The organism is Paenibacillus sp. FSL R7-277, from assembly GCF_000517965.1.
Taxonomy (GTDB): Bacteria; Bacillota; Bacilli; order Paenibacillales; family Paenibacillaceae; genus Paenibacillus_AQ; species Paenibacillus_AQ silagei.
The window spans coordinates 41,369-65,186 of sequence record NZ_ASPX01000080.1 but is presented as its reverse complement, the minus strand read 5'-3'; the positions used below and the strand labels follow the sequence as shown (position 1 = coordinate 65,186).

Here is a 23,818-nt window from a genome sequence, read left to right as displayed (position 1 = left end):
CGTGGCCCGTCAATATCATACACGAGAGGCTGGAGAACAATATGAGTACCTCATCTTTTATTCATGACGACTGGCTGCTGTTAAGTCCAAGTGCACAGAGACTGTATCACGATTATGCCGCTGCAATGCCGATTTACGATTTCCACAGTCATCTGAACCCGCAGGAGATCAGCAGTAACCGCAGGTTCCGCAATATCGCTGATCTCGCCTTATCTGGGGACCATTACAAGTGGCGGGCGCTCCGCTGGCTGGGCGTTGACGAACAGCTCATTACCGGGAATGCGCCGGACAAGGACAAGTTCATGGTCTGGGCGCGTTCCCTGCCTGAGATGGTGGGCAATCCGCTCTACCACTGGACTCATCTGGAGTTGAAGCGCTACTTCGGGATCGACGAGCTGCTCTCCGGGGAGACTGCGGACAGTGTGTGGGAACGCTGCAATGAGCAGCTCCAGGGAGATGAACTGACTACGCAGGGGATTCTCAAAAAACTCAATGTCGATGTGGTCTGCACAACGGATGATCCCATTGATTCACTGGAGCATCACATTCAGATTAAGAAGGACAAAGTGCTTCAGACGGTGGTTGCCCCAACCTTCAGACCGGACCGGGTGCTGAATATCCGTGATGAAGGATTCACCGGATACGTGGGCCTGCTTGGTGAGGCGAGCGGTATTGAGATCCACGATTACTCGGGATTCCTCCAGGCTGTGACCGCGCGGATCGATTATTTCCATCAGCATGCCTGCCGGCTGTCGGATCAGGCCTTCGGTGAGCTGCCGCATGCCCAGTCTACAGAGCATGAAGCGGCTTACATATTCGCCCGGGCCTTCAAAGGGGAAGAGATCAGCCCGCAGGAGGAGCAGAAGTTCCAGAGCCATACGCTGATCAAATTAGGCCGGCTCTATCATGAGCGGGGCTGGAGCATGCAGCTGCATATCGGAGCGCTGCGCAACAACAACGCACGGATGTTCAGTGCCATCGGCAAGGACAGCGGCTTCGATTCGATTCTGGATTTCAATATGGCCCGCAGTCTCAACGCGCTGCTGAATGAGCTGGATGCCAGCGGACAGCTGCCGAAGACCATCGTCTATACGCTGAACCCTTCGCAATACGAGATGATCGCCACCGCAATCGGTAACTTCCAGGGCGATGGCATCAAGGGCAAGGTGCAGATGGGTTCCGGCTGGTGGTTCCATGATCAGAAGGAGGGTATGCTGCAGCAATTGAAGGCGCTCTCCAGCATCGGCCTGATCAGCCCTTTTGTCGGCATGCTGACTGACTCCAGAAGCTTCCTCTCCTTCACGCGTCATGAATACTTCCGGCGCATTCTCTGCAACCTGTTCGGCACGTGGATGGAAGAGGGGGACCTGCCGCGAGACTATGCCTTGATCGGCCGGACCATTGAGAATATATGCTACAACAATGCGGATGCGTATTTCGGGATCAAGTAGAGAGCAGGAGCGCAGCATACCATTCATGGGTTGGAAAAGCACAAGTGGAAACGGCTTTGCCGTCCTTTTAAAGGACGGTACCGTTTCGGCAAGAAATAGAAGGATAATTCATAGCGTGAAACCTATAAATTCTTATATTTTCAAAAAATCAGCAGGCTTCTTAAAGAGGCATGCTGATTTTTTGTTTCTTGAGGAAACTATGATTTTCCTCTGTTGTGGATAAGTGGTACGCAGGCGCGTGGCCCGAATGTATGCGGAAAACAGCATACATTGTGCTGGTGCGTATTTGTTCTGGCACCTTCCGGTGCATTCTACCGCGTACTGCTCCGGTAAGCAGACGGGGATACGCCGGTCGACTTCTTGAACACCTTAGAGAAGTGGGCCAGCTCCATGCCGACCTGCTCGGCGATACTGGAGATGCTGAAATCGGTGTAGGAGAGCTGCCTCTTGGCGAGCTCCATCCGTTTCAGCTGGACGTACTGCATCGGCGGAACGCCGATGAACTTCTTGAAATAGGGAATGAAATAGTTCGGGTGCAGATGGACCCGCTCTGCCAGCTCCTCGACCGTCAGCGGCCGCATTAACCGTTGATCGATGTAGCCCAGCACATTCGCCAGCTTGCCCTGGTCGCTCGTATGTGTCAGATCGTCAAGGAAATTGCTATAGCCCCCCGATTCCAGACAGAGGGACAGCAGCGTAAGCAGCGCGGCCTGCGTCCGCAGGGTAGCGAGGAAGCCGGTATCCTGGAACCATTCAATCATCTCCGCGAACATCGTCCGGGTAGCCTCCGGATCAGGCACATCACAGATGTAGAGCTTATTCGCCGAATGAAACAGCGGCCATTCCCCAATCTGCGCATCGAAGTGGCAATAGTAGCGTGTATAAGGATCATCACGTGAAGTATCCGTGGTCTGGGTGGAACCTGCGGGCATAATCATCAGCTGTCCGGGTCTCGGATAGTACGCTACTCCGTTGATAATCACCTTGCCTTCGCCGGAATCAATATAATACAGCCGGTTGAAGGCAGGGGTCTCATTCGTCCGGTTCCATCCCGGATATCTGCTGGTTAACTGGGCATGGGTAACGGTAACCGTCAGGTTGTGCAGCAGGCGTCCGGTCAAATTTCCGTTCGCAATCATATTCATGTCAGGGCTCCTCCATTAAGGATATAAATCTATTATAACGCTTCCATTTATCCAATACATCTTATTATTATACAAATATACCTTAATTACAGTCATGTTCACCACCGGCAAATAGGGTTATCCTCATAACATAAACTGTTTCAGGAAGGGAATGGGAGATGGATAAGGTACGTTATGGAATTATTGGCGTTGGGGGTATGGGTCGGACCCATGCACAGAGTCTGCTGAGTGATATTAAGGGGGCCGAGCTAACGGCCGTCTGCGACATCAGCCCTGAGCGGCTGGAATGGGCAGAGGAGCATTTGCCGGATCATGTGCAGCGCTTTCTGTCGCCGGAGGAGCTGTTCAAGTCCGGGATCATTGATGCGGTGATGATTGCCACCCCGCATTATGATCATCCGCCACTGGCGATTGAAGCGCTGGGCTATGGACTGCATGTTCTGATCGAGAAGCCTGCCGGTGTCTATACGAAGGCAGTACAGGAAATGAATGACGCCGCAGCGAAGTCTGACCGCAAATTCGGCATTATGTATAACCAGCGGACGAATCCGCTCTATCAGAAGCTGAGAGAATTGATTCAGTCCGGGGAGCTGGGAGAGATCCGGCGCACGAACTGGATTATCACCAATTGGTACCGCTCTCAGAGCTACTATGATTCCGGCGGCTGGCGGGCGACCTGGGGCGGGGAAGGCGGCGGAGTGCTGCTGAACCAGGACCCGCACCAGCTTGATCTCTGGCAGTGGACTACCGGAATGATGCCTAAGCGGGTACGCGCTTTTTGCCAGTTCGGGAAGTACCGGAATATTGAGGTTGAGGATGATGTGACCGCTTATGTGGAGTATGAGAATGGCGCAACCGGGCTGTTCATCACGACTACAGGGGAAGCACCGGGGACGAACCGGTTCGAGATTACAGGCGACAACGGTAAAATCGTCATCGAAGACGGCACGCTGACCTTCTTCCGCCTTCGCACCCCTGAGCCGAAGTTCAATGCGGAATATACCGGGGGCTTCGGAGCGCCGGAATGCTGGAAATGCGAGATTCCCGTGGAAGCCGGGAATGGAGAGCAGCATAAGGGGATTCTGCGCAACTTCACCAATGCGATTCTGCATGATGAGCCGCTGCTGGCTCCGGGGGAAGAGGGCATTCACGGGCTGACCCTGTCCAATGCCATGTATCTGTCTGCGTGGACCGACAACTGGGTGGACCTGCCGATCGACAGCGAGCTGTTCTATGAGAAGCTGATGGAGCAGGTGGAGAATTCGACTTTTCAGAAAGCTCCGGTCAGCCAGAAAGCCCTTGATGTATCGGGTACCCACTAGATTAACTTTACTCTCTTACGCCAATTAAACTTATCTAGGAGTGGATGAATACAATGAACCGTTCAACGATTGCCGCCCAAATGTATACCCTGCGTGAATATACCCAGACGCCGGAAGCCTTGCGGGAGAGCATGCGGAAGGTGAGCAGCATCGGGTACCAGGCTATCCAGATCTCCGGGATCGGTCCCATGGACCCTAGGCTGGTGAAGGAATATGCCGATGAATTTAATCTGAAAATATGTGCGACACACGTTCCCTGGGACCGGCTGGTGAATGATTTGGATGCACTCGCCGCCGAACATAAGCTGTGGGACTGCAAATACATCGGTCTTGGCTCGCTGCCTGCGGAATATCAGACCAGCCAGGAGGGCTACCGCACCTTCGCCAAGCTGGCTTCCGGCATTGCACGTACACTTAAGGAAGAGTATGGCCTGCAATTCGTTTATCATAATCATGATTTTGAATTTGAACGTTTTGACGGTCTGACCGGTATGGATGTGCTGCTGCAGGACAGTGATCCGGAGGTCTTCGGGTTCGAGCTGGATCTGTACTGGGTTCAGGCGGGGGGCGGAGATCCTGTAGAGTGGATTCACAAGGTGGAAGGCAGAATGCAGGCCGTGCATTTCAAGGATATGACTATTCTGAACCGTAAGGCAGTGTTTGCCGAGATCGGCGAAGGCAATATGAACTATGGAGCGATTATTGATGCCTGCCGCAAGACGGGGGTGGAATGGCATATCGTGGAGCAGGATGTGTGCCAGCGTGATCTGTTCGAGAGCCTGGAGATCAGCCTCCGGCATCTGCACTCCAGATTGGAGGTGCAAGCATGAGCCGCAAGGATGGAATGATGTATGCTCCGGTACATGAGGCGAAGCCTGTCGTGGGACCGGGTGAATTCGTAATTGCTGCGCTGGCACTGGATCATGGGCATATCTACGGGATGTGCAACGGGCTGGTGGAGGCGGGAGCCGAGCTGAAGTGGGTATACGATCCTGACCCCGAGAAGGTAAAAGTATTCCTGAACAAGTATCCCGGCGTCAAAGCCGCACGCTCTGCTGAAGAGATTCTTGAAGATCCTGAGGTCCGGCTCGTAGCAGCAGCGGCCGTTCCTTCGGAGCGCGGTCCGCTCGGTCTGCGGGTGATGGCACACGGGAAGGATTATTTCACGGACAAATCTCCGTTTACTTCTCTGGACCAGCTCGCGGCAGCACGCCTTCAAGTGGAACAGACGGGGCGGAAATACATGACATACTACAGTGAAAGACTGCATGTAGAGAGCGCTGTCTATGCCGGTCAGCTGGTGCAGCAGGGGGCGATTGGCCGTGTGCTTCAGGTGATGGGACTGGGGCCGCACCGGTTAAATGCACCCAGCCGGCCGGAATGGTTCTTCCAGCGTGACAAATACGGCGGCATTCTCTGTGACATCGGCAGCCATCAGATTGAACAGTTCCTCTTCTACGCGGGCTGCCGTGATGCCAAGGTACTGCACAGTAAGGTCGCCAACTACAACAATCCGGCTTACCCGGAGCTGGAGGATTACGGGGATGCTACGCTGGTTGGGGATAACGGGGCTACGCAGTATTTTCGCGTGGACTGGTTCACTCCGTCAGGACTCGGAACCTGGGGCGATGGCCGGACGATCATTCTCGGCACGGAAGGCTATATTGAACTGCGCAAATACAGCGATATCGGCCGCTCCAGCACACCGGACCATGTCTACTGGGTAGACGGCGAGGGAGAGCATTATGAGCATGTGGCCGGGAAGATCGGGTTCCCGTTCTTCGGTGAGCTGATTCTGGACTGCCTGGAACGGACGGAGAAGGCGATGACGCAGGAGCATGCGTTCAAGGCTGCTGAGCTGTGTCTGGAGGCGCAGCGTCAAGCGGTGAATCTGACCCCGGATACGCTCAAATAGTTGCATTACAGCTATCAGAAGATCGGAAGGTGGTTAAGATGAATACCAATGGAGCAGCGATTATCGGCTGCGGGGCGATTGCCCCGCTGCATGCCAGAGCCATTGCTTCCATCCAGAATGCGCGGCTGGTAGCCGTGGTGGACAGTGATCCTGTTCAGGCAGCACAGTCTGCTCAGGATTACGAATGTGAAGGCCTGACGGATTACAGGGAGCTGCTGGAGCGTGCAGATATCGGCATTGTCCATCTCTGCACGCCGCATCATCTGCATGCCGGAATGGCGGTAGAGCTGCTGAAGGCCGGCAAGCATGTGTTAACCGAGAAGCCCATGGCGCTGGATGTACCTTCGGCCCTCTTGATGCAGGAGGCGGCGGAGCATGCAGCGGGTCAGCTGGGTGTAGTGTTCCAGAACCGTTATAATGAACCTTCAGTGCGGATCAGACAAGTAATCAATTCCGGCAGCCTGGGCAATCTCCTCTGTATGAAGGGTCTGGTAACCTGGACCCGGACTGAGGAGTACTACACGAACAGTCCCTGGAGAGGCCGCTGGGCTACGGAAGGTGGAGGGGTATTGATCAATCAGGCTATCCATACCCTGGATCTGCTGCAATGGTTCGGCGGTGACATCGCTGCCGTGAAAGGCAGTGTCAGCACCGATGTGTTGAACGATGTCATTGAGGTCGAGGACAGCGCACATGCGTGTATCGACTTCAAAAACAAGGCGCGCGGGCTCTTCTATGGAACCAATGCGTATCAGGCCAATTCGCCGGTGGAGCTGGAGCTGGTCTTCGAGCAAGGGACCCTGCAGCAGCGCCGGGACAGCCTGTATCTGTGGAAGGATGGTCAGGAGACGATGCTCTGCGAGCCGCAGAGCATCAGCAGCGGCGGAAAATCGTACTGGGGCACCGGGCACTCACGGTTAATTCATGATTTCTACGCCCACATCCGTGAAGGCCGCAGGTTCTGGATTGACGGTGCTGAGGGCATCAAAGCGCTCACGCTGATTGCAGAGATCTACAAGTCCTCGGGCAGCCGGAATCTGGTCCCTCAGGTCTAGCATTCATCAACCGGCTGATGCCGGAATAGGCTGTCTCTTAGGCAGAGTTCTGCTTCAGGGACGGCCTTATTTGAAATATAGAAGTTATATGTTTCACACGATAACTTATCCTTCTATTTCTCGCTGAAACGGTACCGTCCTTTAAAAGGACGGCAAAGCCGTTTCCACTTGTGTTAGCTGCTACAGCTTAATCGCAAGCCAGCAGGCTTCAATGGTCTGCTGAATCTGCTGCTCGTTAAGCGGATATTTTCCGTCCAGGTATCCTTTGATGACAGCAATTAATATCCCGTAGATCAGCTGATAGCACAGACAGACATTCATTTCCCGGATGATTCCCTGCCGCTGGCCTTCTTCAATGATGGAGAATATCTCTAAGGTTGAGGGGGCCAGCGTGTTCCGCAAGTCCTCGGAAATATAGGGCGAGGAGCAATAGTTCTCTGTGAAATCAACCTCTTTGGGGTATTGAAGCGAATAGTTGGCCGTATTCTTCAGAAGGCTCTTCACACGCTCATAGATGGTTAAGCCGGGATCATAGCCGTTCATGACGAACTCATTTTTATGTATGCGGACTTTATGGTACAACTCATTGACCAGCTGCTCCTTGTTCTCGAAATAATGATAGAATGTGCTGGAGCCTACATTGGCCCTCTTAAATATTTTGGCAAAAGTAACAGATTGTAAGCCTTCTTCAGTAATTAAATCAAGGGTTGCCTGAAGAATATCATCGCGTTTACCCATCATTACACCTCACTAGCGGAAAAATCATTCTATAAAATAGTACAACCCCTGCAAGGAATTGTCAATTAACAGAATTTGTATTCCACTTCCAAGTATCAAAAAGATAGATTTTGTGGTGAATTAGACAATAGGAAAGCTATATTTTAGTCATTATTCTGCAAAAAGGAATTTCCATTCCGAACACACTTAAAGTTTAATTATTCTCTTTCTGAACTATCAATAGAATAAATATTCTATTTCTTAAGTTTATCTAAGGGCAATCAGTACTAGCGATCAAATTGACTTTCAGATCGTTAGGCTTTATCTTCAGTACAGGGTTTACCTAGAGTCAGCAGAAGAGAGACAGGGAGTGGGAGTGTGGTTATGGAACAGGCAATGTTTGCCGGAGGCTGCTTCTGGTGTATGGTTACACCGTTCGAAGAGCTTCCCGGTATTCACGGAATCGTATCAGGTTACGCCGGAGGTACGGTAGAGAACCCTACTTATGAGCAGGTGAAGACCGGTACAACCGGTCACTATGAGGTAGTGCAGATCACTTATGACCCTGAATTGTTCCCTTATGAACGCCTGCTTGCGCTATTCTGGCCGCAGATTGACCCGACGGATGACGGTGGACAGTTTCAGGACCGGGGAACGCAGTACCGCACGGCGGTATTCTATTATACGGAAGAGCAGCGGCTGGCTGCACTTGCTTCCCGGGAGCAGGTGGCAGTCAGCGGCAGATTCGAGCTCCCGGTGGTGACGGAGATTCTGCCTGCGCCGGTATTCTATCCGGCAGAAGACTATCATCAGGACTATCATAAGAAGAATCCAAAGCATTATAAAGAGGACCGTGAGCAATCCGGACGGGATACCTTTATTTCGCAGCACTGGCACAAGTGATTCGTGAATATCCGTTAGACAAAGCCTGTGATTACCCGGCATCTGGGAATTGCAGGCTTTTTACTATTTTCGCAGCATCCTGTGGGTTAAGCTATAGATCATTATGCCAAAAACCAAAATATGGGAACCTAAATCCGAAATTCCGTGCCTACTCAATTGCCGATTGTGCAACTATAATCATATTTGTAAACGGATACAAGCATTGGTAATTCTGGTTCTGATGCAGGCGGGAAGAGGGAAGAGAGAGGAGGGAACAGGGGATAGAATAAGCAGCTCAGCGAAATAAAGATTGTTCTATAGCTCCTGTAGTTGAAGGGAAGTGCTGCAATGCCAATATTATTCAGGAGGAATCTAAGAATGTCCAAAAAATGGCTAATGACGATGCTTGCGTTCGTGCTTCTGCTCTCTTGCCTGCCTTTGTTCAATTCCAAAGCAGCCGCAGCTGATTATACCCAAGGGGTAGATCTGTCGGGAACCTCAGCTACCATCTGGTTCAAATCTACGGTCAGTACCAGCTGGACCGATGTGCATTACAAGGTGAACTCGGGAACCCAGCTAAACTACCGAATGACTTATAACAACAGTAAATCGCGTTATGAGCAGGTGGTTACAGGCGTCGCCAGCGGCACAGCACTCTCGTACTTCTTCACCTACAACAATGGGACTCCGGCTTATGATACCGGCTGGTTCAACTACACTGCGGGAACTGCGCCCACTGCAGCGCCGACTACTCCGCCTTCCGGGTCTTCCGGTTCCATCTATTCTATCGCTGCCTCTTCTATTCCTACACCGCCGGGAGGCTCCGTGTCTGTCAAAGTCATGAACGGAACGGGAGGCGCTTACCCCGATAACCAGGTCTATTGGGGCGTCATCGGCATCAATCCGGCCAACGGTAAATGGAGTTATCTGGATCTTAGCGGCAATCTCATTCCGATCTCGAATGCGCTGAATAATGCTTCCGGCCATCTGACCAAGAACGGGGTCAACTATGCCAATATTTATCATACGGTTAGCCAGACCAACTGGGTAACGCTGCCCAAAATCACCTCCGGCCGCATGTTCCTAAGTGTCGGCACGCCGTTGTATATTAAGACCTATGACGACGGCTTCGCCGGACCGGATATTGATAATCCGACCGATCCTAACCGCAATCTCTATTTCGACTTCGTTGAATTCACGGTGGATGCTACAGGCTATCATGGTAATACCACCCGTGTAGATGCCTTCGGCTTCCCGATCCAGCACCGGCTGGTCGGCTTGTCCGGCGGTTATGACAAGACGGTAGGCGAGCTGGAATCGGAGACACGGGCCGGAATTTTCACCAAATACCAAAATGAAGTTCCCGCTGCCTTCAAATCACTTGCAACCGATCAGGCGCCTTACCGGATTATTGCTCCAGTCCATGGATCGTTCAAGGCCGGCGGTGCCAACGCGAATTACTTTGCAGGCTATTCCAGCTACAGCACCCAGGATATTCTGCGCAATGACGGTTCGTTAATCGATGCCGCCACTTCCGCTGCGATCAACCGCCATGTGTACACCACTAGTAACTGGAACAACGTAGCGAACTATTACAATGCGGCTCCCGCCAACTTTTATGCAAAATTCTGGCATGACCATAGCATCAGCGGACTGGCTTACGGCTTCCCGTATGATGATGTCAACGGCCAGGCAGCTTATCTGGAAGTCGGTGACCCTAAGGGCCTGATTATCCGCGTGGCCTGGTAAGCACGAAGCCGATGGCTTCAAGCAGCACAGCTTCCTCAATCATCAGCAAATGAGGGATATCGCATATAGAGCCGGTCCTGAATATAAGCAGGCAACCGGCTCTTTCACATGTCTATTCAATCCAAAGAGACTAAAAAGGCTAATCTATAGAAAATAAACAGGAAGAAAGGTATGATAGATAGCAATTGCACACGAAGGGAGCATCCGGGAGAGATGAAGGACAGCTTGAAGCACATCTTATTTGATCTGGACGGCACATTGACTGACCCAAAGGAAGGCATTACCAAAAGCGTGGAGTATGCGCTTAACCAATTCAGCATCGAGGTGGAGCACCCTGACCTGCTGATTCCTTACATAGGTCCGCCGCTATATGATTCTTTTATTGAAATTCAGGGCTTCACGGCGGAGGCAGCGGCACAGGCTGTGGAGTTCTACAGGGAGCGATACCGGACGCTGGGGATGTTCGAGAATCATGTGATTGCAGGCATTCCAGAGCTGCTGGAGAGCTTGAGGGCCAAGGGGTTCGAGCTGTATGTGGCGACCTCCAAGCCTATTGTATTCGCTGAGCAGATTCTGCGCCATTATGAGCTGGACGGATTCTTCAAGTATGCGGCAGGCAGTAATCTGGACGGGACACGCTCGAAGAAGCGCGAGGTCATTCAATACGTGCTGGACGAGAATAATCTTCTTGCTTCGCAGTCGCTGATGATCGGGGACCGGGAGCATGACATTATTGGGGCAAAAGCCTGCGGTGTAGCCTCTGTGGGCGTGTTGTTCGGCTATGGTTCCGAGGAGGAATTATCGGCGGCCGGAGCGGATTTTATTGCGCATACGGTGGAAGAAGTAGGGGATATTATTCTGCGGTTGCAGCGGACTGAGCTTAACGGATAAGGCCCGCGGGCTGAGGGATTAAGGGAGTTAAAGTTAAAAGGATTAAGCGGTCGAGCGGGAAGCGGATTTTAAGTTTTTTTCTGCGCGGTATTGACTTCTGACGAAGACCGTGCGTATTATGTAACCAGCAACACCATAACCAAGGCGATGACCAGAGACAGGATATCCCGTGAGGACTGACCAGAGAGAGAAGTGCAAGGTGAGAGCTTCTTACAGAGACCAGCCGGATGTTACCCCTCTATAGCCGTGACACTGAACCCTCCTGCTGTTAGCGAGGCTGTAAATGCCACCGACCCATCCCCGTTAACGGATGCCATGAGGATTGTACTGATCACGTTTCCGCCGAACAGCCGGGGGTGAAGTGACGTATAGTCGAATTAGGGTGGAACCACGAGCTTAAGACGCACTCGTCCCTTTCCGGGATGAGATGCGTTTTTTTGTGTTCACATATACGAATATACACTGAAGAAATGGAGGCCATAATCATGGAGATTCAAGCGCAGCTGCCGGATGGAGCAAATAGGAGGTATTCGCGTAACACCACAATTGCGCAGATTGCGGAGTCGATTAGCGTAAGTCTGAGGAAGAATGCAGTAGCCGGCAAAATCGATGGCAGACTCGTTGACCTTGATTGTCCGGTTGAAGGGGACAGCCTCGTGGAGATTGTGTTAGCAGACAGCAGCGACGGGCTGATGATTCACAGACACAGCACAGCCCATGTGTTGGCCCAGGCAATTAAACGGATCTATGGAGAACGGAACGTGAAGCTGGGCATTGGTCCGGTGATCCAGGACGGCTTCTATTACGACATAGATATTGACCAGCCTCTGTCCAGCGAGGATCTTGCTGCGATTGAGCGGGAGATGGGGAAGATCATCAAGGAGAACCTGCCGATCCGGCGCTGGGTGGTCAGCCGGGCGGAAGCGGTGCAGTTCTTTGAACAGCTGGAAGAGCCGCTGAAGCTGGAGCTGCTCCGGGATATGCCGGAGGACGCGGTCATCAGCCTGTATGAGCAAGGCGAATTCACGGATCTGTGCCGGGGGCCGCATCTGCCCTCCACTGGCCGGATTAAGGCGTTCAAGCTGCTTAGTGTAGCGGGTGCCTACTGGCGCGGGGATGCTGACAATCAGGTGCTTCAGCGGATATACGGCACGGCTTTCCTGAGCACAGCTCTACTTGAGGAGCATCTGCACCTGCTGGAGGAAGCGAAGAAACGGGATCACCGCAAGCTGGGCAAGGAGCTGGGCTTGTTCATGTTCTCCGAGGAAGCGCCGGGCATGCCGTTCTACCTGGCCAAAGGGATGCTCATCCGCACAGCGCTGGAGGATTTCTCCCGCAGGCTGCAGCGCGCAGACGGGTACGAGGAGGTCCGCTCGCCGCTGATGATGAACCGCCGTCTGTGGGAGCAATCCGGGCACTGGGATCATTACAAGGATGAGATGTATTTCACGAAGGTGGATGAGACAGACTTTGCGCTGAAGCCGATGAACTGTCCAGGACACATGCTGATCTACAAGAACAGCCTCCGTTCCTACCGGGATCTGCCGATCCGCATTGCGGAATACGGCCAGGTTCACCGCCATGAATCCTCAGGTGCGTTGAACGGGATGATGCGGGTCCGTACTTTTTGCCAGGATGATGCCCATTTGTTCGTGCTGCCGGAGCAGATTGAATCTGAGATATCGCGGGTGCTGGAGCTGATCGATCAGTTCTATTCGATCTTCGGATTCGAGTACAAGGTCGAGCTGTCTACACGCCCGGAGGACTATATGGGGTCCGAAGAGCTCTGGGATCAGGCGGAGGAGTCGCTGGAGCGTGTATTGAAGAAGAATGGAATAGAGTACCGCGTGAATGCGGGGGATGGCGCTTTTTACGGACCGAAGATTGATTTCCATGTCCTCGATGCCCTGAAGCGGAGCTGGCAATGCGGTACGATTCAACTGGATTTCCAGATGCCTGAGAAGTTCGACCTGACTTACATTGGCGAAGATAACAACAAGCATCGTCCGGTTGTCATCCATCGTGCGGTGTTCGGCTCTATTGACCGGTTCATGGGTATTCTTACAGAGCACTATAGCGGAGCATTTCCGCTGTGGCTGTCTCCGGTGCAGGTCAAGCTGCTGCCAGTCTCTGTGGTTCATGACGAGTACGCCGAGCAGGTCAGAAGACAGCTGGCAACAGCCGGACTGCGGGTGGAGGTAGATTCCCGGAATGAGAAGCTGGGCTACAGAATCCGTGAAGCTCAGCTGGAGAAAATCCCTTATATGCTGGTACTGGGAGATCAGGAGCAGAATGACGGAACAATCTCGGTACGAAGCCGTGCGGAGAACACATTATTCACACTGAGCGCCCAGGAGTTCATTCAGCAACTGACAGCTAAGATTGACGGTTGGGAATAAATCGCTTCATATATAATAGTTGAAAAGCATAACAGGTAAAAAGATATAGGGGGAAGTCAGTTGAGAGTAATAGAAGCAGGCCAGCTTGCAGGCAACGTAATCCGGCTTGTGCCTTTGGCGGAGGAGCATAAGCTTGAGCTTAAGAATTTGCTGCACAATCCGCTGATCTGGGAGTACACCTGGAGGCAGATCAGCTCAGAGGAAGAGGCAGGACAACTGGTGGATACGGCTCTGGAGAATCAGGCGGCAGGCAAGGATATGCCTTATGTCATGATAGAGCAGCCATCCGGCCGGATCGTAGGGACCACGCGGTTGATGCATCTGGACCGTACGCATCGCAATGCAGAGATCGGCTGCACCTGGATTTCACCGGAATACTGGAGAACTGCGGTGAATACAGAGTCGAAGCTGCTTTTACTGCAATATGCCTTCGAAGTGCTGGGCCTGATCCGCGTGGACTTCTCCATTGTCAGTCACAATCTGCGCTCCCAGCGGGCCATTGAGCGAATTGGAGCGGTCCGGGAGGGCATTCTGCGCAAGCATAGGATCACCGCTCAAGGCGCTGTTATGGACAATGTGCTGTACAGCATTATCGATGAAGAATGGCCTGCGGTGAAGAAGAATCTGCAATATCTGGTGAATGAGAAATACAAATAGCTGTGTGCTATGATGTGGTATGAAGTAGCTTTAAAATATAGAGGGGGCCCAGCGCGGGCGCCTCTATTTTTTTTGCAAATAGCCATATCTATGAAACATTGATATAATAGAATGACATGAGAATAGAAACATACATTCCCATTATCTCGGGGTTCTGAGCATGAACAAACCGTCAATAACTGTGTATGTTCCGGCCCAACCTTCACCCTTCGGTGCGGATATGGGTTTATGTTATGTTGTAGGGAAATTATGAAGTGATGGCGAGGTTGGCAAGAGCATGAACTGGAATGATTTCGGAGAACGGAACAAGCGGCTGAACCCCTTGTGGAGTCTCGGTGCAGGCATGAATCTGGGTGAGCTGCAGCCGTATAAGGAAATGATTGCGCTTAGTGTGCTGCTGCAGGTCTATTATCTGGAGCTGGAATCGAACGAACAGCGGGCCAGGGAGGACCTGGTGGATCTGGCCTGGAGCTCGTTGGAGCGCTTCGGCATAGAGAAGCTCGGCAGCCCGGAATCGGTTGAACGGCTGGTAGACGGACTGCTGTGGAGCGGCAGCGGCGGGGATTTCGAGTCCCATTATTACGATGATCACACCCGGCAGATCGGGGTCCAGAAATACAAGTATTTCACTGTGGACGAGGATGCTACGCGTATCAGCTGGGAGGAGAACGGGACGACCATTTACCGGCTCTCCGAGTATGCGATGGAGCTGATCTTCATGAGCCACGAGATTATCGATGAGTTCCAGGTCAGCATCAAGCTGCTGGAGATTCAGATGCACATCAAGCATGGACGGGTTACCCGGGCGATGCAGGATGTGAATGAGCTCATCTCCCGCGTGCGCAAAATGACTCAGCAGCAGCAGGAATACCGCAATGCCCTGCGCCGTAATCCGAAGCATATCTTCAGCGAATACGGCACTCAGCGGCACGAGCGGCTGGAGGAGATCCACCAGCAGTTTGACGAGGAACGTAAGCATTTCGATAATATCCACCGCTCGCTGGCCCGGCTGGCCAATGATGAGAAGGATGTCATTGATTTCAATGAGCTGCGTCAGCTCTCCGAGCGGGTGGAGCTGTCCCGGCGGGTGCATGACGAGCTGGCCGAGGTCGTGCTGAGCATCTTCGAAGCGGAGACGAATCTGCGGCTGAACTTCCCGGAATTATTCTGGGGAGCAGCGGGCTTTAACTTCCGCACCCATGTGTGGGAGGAATGGGTGAAGCCCGAAGGGCTGCGGGATGGGGATAGCCTGGAGACGCTGATCAGCGGGCTGTTCTCGCCCAGCCAGGATTTCATCTATCCGCTGGCCTGGGCCTGGGAAGAGCAGGAGGTTGGCTTCCTGCCGGAGGATACGCCGGATGTGACGGAGGAAGCTGGGGAAGACGAGGACATCCATTATGTGCCCAGAGGTATTCCCTGGACCGAGGTATGCGAGCTGTGGCTGCCGGTCATAGCCGGAGTGGCTGCGCACGGCAGCTTCACCTTCACTGCCGAGGTGTTCACGGAGCAGGAGCAACGGCGCTGGGCGGATTGCCCGGATGCCGTGGATTTGTGGGTGCAATTTTTCCATACCGTAATTACTGTCGAGGAACAGGAAGTAGAGGGCCACGGGGTGGCAGACGAATGCCAGAAGCTGCTTCAGCGGCTGATGCTGGACCACCCGGAGCTTGCGGTGCTGCGCGGCGCAAGGCTGCGGACCACCATCTCTTCACAGCAGCAGGACCGCATCCGTATCCCTGGTCTTGAGATCAGCCCTTATACCATTACTATAGTAGAGAGAAGTGAGATGATTCGGATATGAGTTATTCCCTAGAGCAAGTTCAGCAGGCTTCCCGGCTGTTCTTCGACCTGCTTAAGCGCAAGGTGATTCCGCTGGATGATCCCGCTGCCGCCGAATGTCTGCAGGATACCGCCGCTTATGATGCCTTGCAATACGTAGCCAAAGAAGCCGGCTGCCGGATTATGAATTCCGGTCACCGCCTGCACCTGCTCGTGAGTCCGATCGGCTCCGGATTCGCCAGCAACTTCACTCAGCTGCGCAATAAGTATTCACGGATTGAGCGCAAGACGCATCTACATATCATTAACGTTATTATCCTCGTCTTTCTGGCGGAGATGGACCAGGATGAGCAGCACTTCAAGCCGGGACAGGACAGCATGTCCTATATTCAGTTGTCGGATCAGGTATCCGAGCTGTTCCAAGGCTGGATCGGCATGGATGAAGACGGCAGCTTCAGCAAGCAGTGGCGGCTGGATATCCAGGCGATGCACAGAGTGTGGACCAGCCTCTATATGCAGACCCGCAGCCAGGAGGAGGGTGATTCGCTAACCCGCGGCGCAGGCTCACGGATTGGCCTCATCCACGAAGGGATGAAGCTGCTGGAGGAGGAGCATCTGGTGTTCATTTCCGAGAATGAGAAGCGGATTTTCCCAAGGGAAGAGCTGTACGAGCGGATGCGTTATCTCTACCACGATGTGGACCGGTACAAAGAGCTGAAGGCTCTGGTTGGCCGCACACTCAGCGAACAGGAAGGTGAAGCCCATGCCGCGCATTGAGCGAATCCGCATCGCCGGACTGAAATACGAGAAGATGCTGAAGAAATATGAGGATATGATCCTTGATCTCTGTAATGAAGAAGGTCCGGCCAATACCCTGATTACGCTGATGAACGGCGGGGGGAAGGGCGTGCTGCTGCAGTCGATTTTCCAGTTGCTGATGCCTAGAGCCGCCTGGGGTAAGGATAATGAGAACCAGGTCGAGGCCTTCTTCCATAATCACAAAAAACAGCTGAAGCCCTACACCTTCCACGTGGCGATCGAATGGCGGCTCGACGATAAGGAGCGGACGGAGTATGTCACCACCGGGATCGCGATGACTGCGCAGCATTCCATGGACCAGCTTGAGATCAAAGTGGATTATCTGCTATACGCGCTGCTGAAATATGAGGAGACGGCTGAGCTTACACTATCCACCCTGCCCTTATATGATCATGAGCTGAATACGCCTGCGAGCTTCGAAGCGATTCAGCAGTTTGTGCGGGAACGGCGGGGTGAGATTAATGTCTACGGCAGCAGCAGCTCCGATCTGAAGAAATACTATGCCTACCTGGCTGACCATGATATCCATATTGATGAATGGCGCAATATGCGCAGAATCAACGGGGAAGAGGGCGGCATCAAGGGCTATTTTCAGAAAAATGACGCCTTCACCAATCATAATCTTTTTGAGCGGCTGATTATTCCAGAGATTGGTTCCAGTCTTGGGGGAAGTATGCGCGAGGATGAAGGCTCTCTTCAGCGGATGTTCGTGGATACCGCTACGGTTGCACAGCGGCTGCCGATGCTGGAGCAGCGGGAGCGGGCTTTTGCCGAGTTCACCTCTCTTGCGGCTCCTCTGTATGAAGCGGTGAAACTCGGAACGGAGGCGGACCTCAGCTTCCGGGAGACCGAGAGGCTAGGAGCGCAGCTCTATACCGTTATTCATGATGAACTGAAGCAGGCGGAAGACAAGCGCCGCAGAACGGCGGATGAGCTGGCCGGACATTATCTGGAAGCGAAGACGCTCAGATTCGAGAGCGATAATCTGAAGTACCTGCGGCTGAAGGAAGAGCATGACGGCAAGCAGGAGCACTTCAGAGCGGTCTCGGACAATCAGACACGGGCCAAGCAGCGTCTGGAAGAATCCAAGCAGCGGGAGAAGTCGCTGGAGGTTGCCCATTATCTGGCCCGGCGCAAGCTGCAGCTCCGCCAGATGGAGCAGTGGCAGAAGGAGATTGAAGCCATCGAAGGGTCGCTTGCGATGAAGGAGCGCCAAGAGGTGATACAAGGGGCCAAGCAGGAGCTGCGGGTACAGTGGGAGCAGGTCTACCGGCTATGGCAGGCGAAGAGCCTGTTCTACAGCGGACAGCAGCATTCTCATGCAGCGGAAGAACAGATTCTACGCAAGGGCAGGGAGGAATTGTTGCTGGAGCTTGGCAGGCTGGATGGGAAGCTCCAGGAATTAACAGCCATGATCCGTCAATATACGGAGGAGCTGGGTGTGTTCGCTTCCCGCCACGGACAGGAAGCCGCCCACTCACCGGCAGCCGCCCTACAGCGGACGCTGATTGCGGCCAGAGGGCTGACTGAGCAGATTGAGGCCTTGAACGAACAGCGTAAGACCGCTGAAGACCAGAAGCTGCTCCTGCATACGCAGCATACCCGGCTGGCTGAGAAGCTGCTGGGGGCCGAGGCCCAGGCAGAGGAGCTGAGCGGACGCATCGAAGCCCAGATGAACAAGGAATCACAGCTCTGGTCACAGCTCGTAGTGCTGCTGGAGATGTATGAGGAGCATCAGCTGCTGGGCGCGACAGCTCTATTCGAAGCGAAGCCTCTAATCCAGGAGCGGTTCATTCGCAGGCTGGAGGATACCGAGCAGCAGACGAAGCGGCTGCGGCGGGATTATTATCAGCAGCTATTGGATGTCGAGCTGCAGCAGGAAACCTACTGGCTGCCTAACCATGATATCGTAACGGTGAAGGATACGCTGGATGCCCTCAAGATTAGCTCCATGACCGGCACCATGTATCTGAACGATCAGCCTTATCTGGTCCGCGAGGAGGAACTGGAACGTCATCCGCTGCTTCCTTACGGCCTGATTGTCACGAAGCGTGAAGCGGATAAGCTCCAGCCGGAGCTGCTTAAGGAGCTCCTGCTTAAGGCTCCGGTCCCGATCTTCGTGCGCGAGGAGATGGCGGAGGGCGGTACAGACGCCTTCCTGCTGCTGGCGCATCAAGGGCCGCAGATGGTCTTGCAGCCGGATCATTTCCAGGAGTGGAAGCGGGGGATGGCCTCCAGACTCCGTGAGCAGGAGGAGGAGCTTCAGGCGGAGGAAGCGTATCTTGCCAAGCTGAGATCCGCCCGGCAGGAATATGAACGCCTGCATCAGGGCGAGCATACCGCAAGTCTGCGGATTAGACAGAAGAGTGCAGAGACCCTGCTGCAGGAGCTTCGGAGCCAGCTGAATGAAATGAATGCAGAACAGGCACGCTATGAGGAGGTTCTGGCTGGAATTTCCAGAGACCTGTCAGCCTGTGAAGCGGAGAAGTCCGAGCAGGAGACCCGGGCGGCGGCGCTGCGGGAGTGGAGTGAGCGGAGCCGGAAGCACGAGCAGAACTATACAGACAAGCACAAGTCTGTGGAACAGAAGAATAATCTCAGCAAAGAGATTGCGGTGAAGGACCAGCAGCTCGACCGGCTGAAGGCGGAGATGGACAGTCTCGCCTTGCAGCGCGAGAAATGGATCGGGGATGCCCGCTATTCTGTATTCCCGCGGCTGCAGAACTGGTTCCCGGACATAGAGTTCCCCGGTGAATTTGCGGGTGCGAAGGTTCAGGGTGCTGATGCTGAGGCGGATGTTAAGGCAGATGAAGCTGCTGCCGATGAAGTACTAAATGAGGCGGTACAGGACAAGCTGCTGCAGCTGCTCAGTACGGTTGAGAGTCTTCAGCAGTCGCTAAGCCAGAATGAGCTGGAGATCCGCACAAGAACAGCCCAGATCAAGGCGGCCAGAGAACAGCTGGCTGAGCTGGAAGCTGCTGTGCAGCAGGTAGATGCCGGATGGCCGTCTGCCCCTGAGCCGCAGGAGTCACCGGATATGATTCAGTCCGCCAGAGTCCGACAGAAGAGCGACACGATGATTCTGGACGAGGACTATCAGCAGCTCCGTGATTCCTTCATCCGCTGCCAGACCGAGCTTGACAGCCTGCGCAAAGAGCTGGGCAAGTCCGAGAAGGCGATCAAGGAGAAGCATGAGCGGACGGTAGAGCTGTGGCATGAGCCGCTGGAACAGAAGGAAGAAGAGATCAGTCTGCGGGTCCGGGAGAATGAGCATCTGCTGAATACCAGTAAGCAGGTGCTGGCTTCTATGGATCAATGGCTGCTCGTTCTCGGCAATCAGAGCCGGATCATGGCTACCCATGTCGAGCACCGTGTGCCGCTCCGGGAGGTGCCGGAAGAATTGCCGCTGAATGTGCGGGAGAGCTGCGAGACGCTGGTGGAGGATTGGCTGCAGCGCAGCAAGACCAGCCGCAGCCAGCGGGCGGAGATCTCCCGTAAGGTGAAGGAAGAGAAGACTGAGCTAAGCGGCAAGGTGGCCAAGTCCGGCTGGAATGCGGAGCTTGAGACCAAGATTCAGGAACGCCTGAACAATGTTCACTGGGACGATTTCGCTATCGCCTTGCAGGTGCTGGATTCCATGCTTCAGAGCTCGCGTGATCAGATGGAGAGCATCCGCAGCGATAAAGAGGATATGGAGCTGTCCCGCAAGCTGTGGGTAGGCCGGGCAACCAAGCGTGTGGTGCAGATCGTTGATATTCTGAAGCGGATGGAACGCCGGATGATCATTCACAATGAGAACGGCCATGCCTTCCCGCTGGTTAAGCTGAATTACAGGAATATTAACGTTCCACGGACGACCGATGACATCGAACCGCTGGTCAGCGAGTACTTCAACCGCTGCATCAGCAGCCTGCTGGAGCGGTTCCCGAAGATGGAGCAGGTTCCGGCTTCAGCTGTCAGAGAGCTGATTAACGATGGACGCATGGTGTATGCTGCACTGCAGAACCGCTTCCCGGTGTTGCAGGTGTATAAGCCGGTGACGGAGAATTACTTCCTGTATGCCGCTCCCGAGGACTATCATTATTCCGATTGGGAGGTCATCAACCGCGGCGCGCTGGATGAGGCGGTGGGCAGCGGCGGACAGCGTCAGTCTGTTCAATTGCTAGTGGCGATGATGATTATGACTCACAAGCGCGTTAACCGGGAAAACAAAGGCTGGACGGTCTTCCTGTACGATAACCCGTTCGGTGAGATGGTCTCGAATAACGTGCTCGATCCGGTCTTCGAGATCTCGAAGGCGCTGAAGTTCCAGTGGCTGATCGTCACGCCGCCGGAGCTGGTCAAGAATGATGTCAGCATCCGCTTCGGCGTGTACTGGCAGCTGTATTTTGGCGGAGATAAAGGGGATGCCCTGGATTCGACCCTGATCAAAGGCGGGCGCAAGCTGATCCCTGCTTCATTATTCTAGTTAATCTAACCAATCCAATAGACAGGTGGTAGTGTGATTATGATGAACTTAAAATCGGCAACGAAATTAGCTAACGGTGTAGAAATGCCATGGTTCGGGCTGGGTGTCTTCAAGGTACAAGAGGGCCAGGAGGTTATGGATTCGGTCAAAGCAGCCATCAAGGCCGGTTATAGAAGTATTGATACGGCATCCGTCTATGGAAATGAAGAAGGGGTCGGACAGGCTATCCGTGAATCGGGAGTTGCGCGTGAGGAGCTGTTCATCACCACCAAGGTATGGAATACAGAGCAGGGCTATGATTCTACGCTGGCTGCATTTGACCAGAGCTTAAGCAAGCTGGGACTGGATTATGCCGATCTGTATCTGGTACACTGGCCGATCCGGGCCAAATACAAAGACACCTGGCGCGCACTTGAGAAGCTGTATGCGGACGGTAAAGTCCGTGCCATCGGAGTATCCAACTTCCAGATCGATCATCTGGAGGATCTGCTGGCCGACGCCACCGTGAAGCCGATGGTCAACCAGGTGGAGCTGCATCCGCTGCTTAACCAGCAGGAGCTCCGCGAATATTGCAAGGCACAGGGCATTCAGATTGAAGCCTGGGCCCCGCTGGCCCAAGGGCATCTGCTAGACAATGAGGTACTGGCTGATATTGCAGCCCGACACAACAAAACACTGCCGCAGATCATCCTGCGCTGGGATCTGCAGAACGGAATCGTGACGATTCCGAAGTCGGTCAAGGAGGAGCGGATTATTGCGAATGCCGATATTTTTGACTTCGAGCTGTCTGAAGAGGAGATCAGCCGGATCAACGGCCTGAACCGCGATCAGCGCTTCGGCTCTCACCCGGACCGGTTCAACAACGAGTAAAGGGCCCGGCGGTCTCTTTCGAATATTTGCTAGATTCGGACATACACATAAGAGAGATGGAACTATAAGTCCATCCTATGCGTAACCGATATAGTAATAGAAGAGAATTGAGAAGCCGGAGGGGTAACTATGAATCGTAAAAGTATACAAGCAGCACTTACCGCCATCCTGATGATTGTGCTTCTGCTGCCGCTGGCACCCGGGCGGGCGGAGGCTGCTGTTCCGAAACATTCAGAATCATTCTATGTGAATGACTTTGCAGGCGTAATTGATGAGAAGACAGAGAATTACATGGTCAACTATGGGGTGAAGCTCTATCAGGAGACCGGGGCACAGGTAGTGCTGGTCACCGTGGATTCGACGAACGGTGTCTCTATGGAGAAATATGCGACCTCGCTGTTCAATTCATGGGGAGTCGGCTCAGCAGACAAGAATAATGGACTGCTGCTGCTGCTCTCCATTAAGGACGATGATTACTGGGCGGTTCCCGGCAAGGGACTGGAGACAGAGCTGAACAGTGGTGTGATCTCGAAGATTCTCTCGGCATCGCTGGAGCCGGACTTCGCTGCCAAGAAGTATAGCGCCGGTGCTTATAAAACCTATGGCTCCTTCATTCAGAAGCTCGGCGGAAGCTACTCGGAAACGCTAGGCACCCGAAGCTATGTGTCGGACAATGCCGGAATCTTCCCGCAAGTTACCAAGGATTATCTGAACCAGTCGAGTAACCGTTACGCGGCTACCACCGGGAGCGGAATCTATGTGGTAACTGTTAAGAATACTGGCGGCAAGAGCCTGCAGGATTACACCTATGCGAAGTTCGCCGGGGTTGCTGCCGGTCCCAGAGATGTGATGCTGGTGCTGGATATCGGCGGGGATAACTATCATGTGCTACAGGGCAAGTCGATCGACAGAGTGCTGACGAATGAGCGGATCAGCGGGATTCTGAATACAGTGCTGGAGCCTAAATTCGCGGCAAAAGATTACGCTGGCGGTGCAACCGGGACGGCGAATGCCTTCTACAGCTTCTTCCTGGCCCGTGCAGATGCTGCTTCGGGACAAGCCGCAGGCAACTCCACATCTACAGCAGCCTCCACCGTCAGCAAAGCACCTGTGAAGGCAAAAGAACCTGTGGAGCTGGTGCCTGTCTCCAGATCGAAGGGGATGATGATTCTCGGGATTTTCCTGGTTGTTGTCGCGCTAATCAGTCTCGCGGCTGCCGCGCGCAACCGTTATGTTGCCCGTTACGGGATACGGCTGAATCCGCATAACCCTCGCAATATCCGGCGATATGGCGTCTGGACCGGCCAGCCCGGCTATGGCTACAGCCAGAGAAGAAGATACCGGCGGCCGCACCATCACTCCTCCTCGGGGAGCGGCTCATCCAGCTCCAGCAGCTTCTGGGGCAGTAACTCCGGGGGCGGCGGTTCTTCGAGCGGAGGGGGATCGGGGCGGTATTCCTCGCGTGACGATGATGATGATGACCGGAATCGTGGCGGTGGCGGATACTCGGGCGGCGGCGGAGCCGGCCGGTATTCCTCCAACGATGACGACGATGATAGCAATTCCGGCGGTGGCGGCAGTGCAAGCAGCGGCGGCGGTGTCGGGAGACATGGGTGAGCCTGGTACTCTGACCCGTTAAGGGTTAGGCATTGTTCGTCAACATTCTGAAGTGTAACACGCATAGTATGGACAAGAAGGG

At 53.8% G+C, this 23,818-nt stretch carries 17 protein-coding genes; 15 read left to right on the top strand and 2 right to left on the bottom strand.

What is annotated here, in order from left to right:
• Nucleotides 1-41: 41 nt before the first annotated feature.
• Nucleotides 42-1,451 (top strand): glucuronate isomerase, encoded by a 1,410-nt coding sequence (gene uxaC / locus C173_RS22335; protein ID WP_036728679.1) that lies wholly within the window; start codon nt 42-44, stop codon nt 1,449-1,451.
• Nucleotides 1,452-1,762: 311 nt separating this feature from the next.
• Here the strand turns inward: uxaC and C173_RS22330 are convergent, their stop codons facing one another.
• Nucleotides 1,763-2,596, bottom strand: coding sequence for an AraC family transcriptional regulator (locus tag C173_RS22330; RefSeq protein WP_327196478.1), 834 nt, complete (start codon nt 2,594-2,596; stop codon nt 1,763-1,765).
• Nucleotides 2,597-2,754: 158 nt separating this feature from the next.
• Between C173_RS22330 and C173_RS22325 the strand changes: the two genes are divergently transcribed.
• From C173_RS22325 to C173_RS22310, 4 genes are read left to right on the top strand one after another with little or no spacing between them, the layout of a single operon-like run.
• On the top strand, nt 2,755-3,918 hold the full coding sequence (locus C173_RS22325) for a Gfo/Idh/MocA family protein (protein ID WP_036728677.1): 1,164 nt from the start codon (nt 2,755-2,757) through the stop codon (nt 3,916-3,918).
• 53 nt (nt 3,919-3,971) lie between these two features.
• Nucleotides 3,972-4,748 carry a sugar phosphate isomerase/epimerase family protein gene (locus C173_RS22320; RefSeq protein ID WP_036728674.1) on the top strand — a complete coding sequence of 259 codons (777 nt, stop codon included), beginning with the start codon at nt 3,972-3,974 and terminating at the stop codon, nt 4,746-4,748.
• Complete coding sequence (locus C173_RS22315) at nt 4,745-5,833, top strand: Gfo/Idh/MocA family protein (protein ID WP_036728672.1); 1,089 nt, start codon at nt 4,745-4,747, stop codon at nt 5,831-5,833. Before C173_RS22320 ends, C173_RS22315 begins: the two co-directional genes overlap by 4 nt.
• 38 nt (nt 5,834-5,871) lie before the next feature.
• Nucleotides 5,872-6,888, top strand: a complete 1,017-nt coding sequence (locus tag C173_RS22310; protein ID WP_036728670.1) for a Gfo/Idh/MocA family protein — start codon at nt 5,872-5,874, stop codon at nt 6,886-6,888.
• Between the two features lie 180 nt (nt 6,889-7,068).
• Here the strand turns inward: C173_RS22310 and C173_RS22305 are convergent, their stop codons facing one another.
• Nucleotides 7,069-7,626, bottom strand: coding sequence for a TetR/AcrR family transcriptional regulator (locus C173_RS22305; protein WP_036728667.1), 558 nt, complete (start codon nt 7,624-7,626; stop codon nt 7,069-7,071).
• A gap of 363 nt (nt 7,627-7,989) precedes the next feature.
• Between C173_RS22305 and msrA the strand changes: the two genes are divergently transcribed.
• From msrA to C173_RS33035, 10 genes are all read left to right on the top strand, one after another.
• Nucleotides 7,990-8,508 carry a peptide-methionine (S)-S-oxide reductase MsrA gene (gene msrA / locus C173_RS22300; RefSeq protein ID WP_036728665.1) on the top strand — a complete coding sequence of 173 codons (519 nt, stop codon included), beginning with the start codon at nt 7,990-7,992 and terminating at the stop codon, nt 8,506-8,508.
• 357 nt (nt 8,509-8,865) lie between these two features.
• The gene (locus tag C173_RS22295) at nt 8,866-10,236 is read left to right on the top strand and encodes a glycoside hydrolase family 64 protein (RefSeq protein ID WP_036728662.1); all 1,371 of its coding nucleotides are present in this window, start codon (nt 8,866-8,868) and stop codon (nt 10,234-10,236) included.
• A 171-nt stretch (nt 10,237-10,407) separates the two neighbouring features.
• Nucleotides 10,408-11,127 (top strand): HAD family hydrolase, encoded by a 720-nt coding sequence (locus C173_RS22290; RefSeq protein WP_235191985.1) that lies wholly within the window; start codon nt 10,408-10,410, stop codon nt 11,125-11,127.
• Between the two features lie 485 nt (nt 11,128-11,612).
• Nucleotides 11,613-13,526, top strand: coding sequence for a threonine--tRNA ligase (thrS, locus tag C173_RS22285; protein ID WP_036728657.1), 1,914 nt, complete (start codon nt 11,613-11,615; stop codon nt 13,524-13,526).
• A gap of 60 nt (nt 13,527-13,586) precedes the next feature.
• A complete protein-coding gene (locus C173_RS22280; RefSeq protein ID WP_235191984.1) occupies nt 13,587-14,183 on the top strand; it encodes a GNAT family N-acetyltransferase in 597 nt (198 codons plus the stop codon).
• 277 nt (nt 14,184-14,460) lie between these two features.
• On the top strand, nt 14,461-15,984 hold the full coding sequence (locus tag C173_RS22275; RefSeq protein ID WP_036728655.1) for a hypothetical protein: 1,524 nt from the start codon (nt 14,461-14,463) through the stop codon (nt 15,982-15,984).
• Entirely contained in the window at nt 15,981-16,739 is a 759-nt protein-coding gene (locus tag C173_RS22270; RefSeq protein ID WP_036728653.1) for a DUF6063 family protein, read from the top strand. Before C173_RS22275 ends, C173_RS22270 begins: the two co-directional genes overlap by 4 nt.
• The gene (locus C173_RS22265) at nt 16,726-21,249 is read left to right on the top strand and encodes a hypothetical protein (protein ID WP_036728650.1); all 4,524 of its coding nucleotides are present in this window, start codon (nt 16,726-16,728) and stop codon (nt 21,247-21,249) included. The genes C173_RS22270 and C173_RS22265 overlap by 14 nt, the downstream gene beginning before the upstream one ends.
• Nucleotides 21,250-21,288: 39 nt before the next feature.
• On the top strand, nt 21,289-22,119 hold the full coding sequence (locus C173_RS22260; RefSeq protein ID WP_036728649.1) for an aldo/keto reductase: 831 nt from the start codon (nt 21,289-21,291) through the stop codon (nt 22,117-22,119).
• Between the two features lie 129 nt (nt 22,120-22,248).
• Nucleotides 22,249-23,736: a TPM domain-containing protein gene (locus C173_RS33035; protein WP_051478288.1), complete on the top strand. Its 1,488-nt coding sequence runs from the start codon at nt 22,249-22,251 to the stop codon at nt 23,734-23,736.
• Nucleotides 23,737-23,818 lie beyond the last annotated feature (82 nt).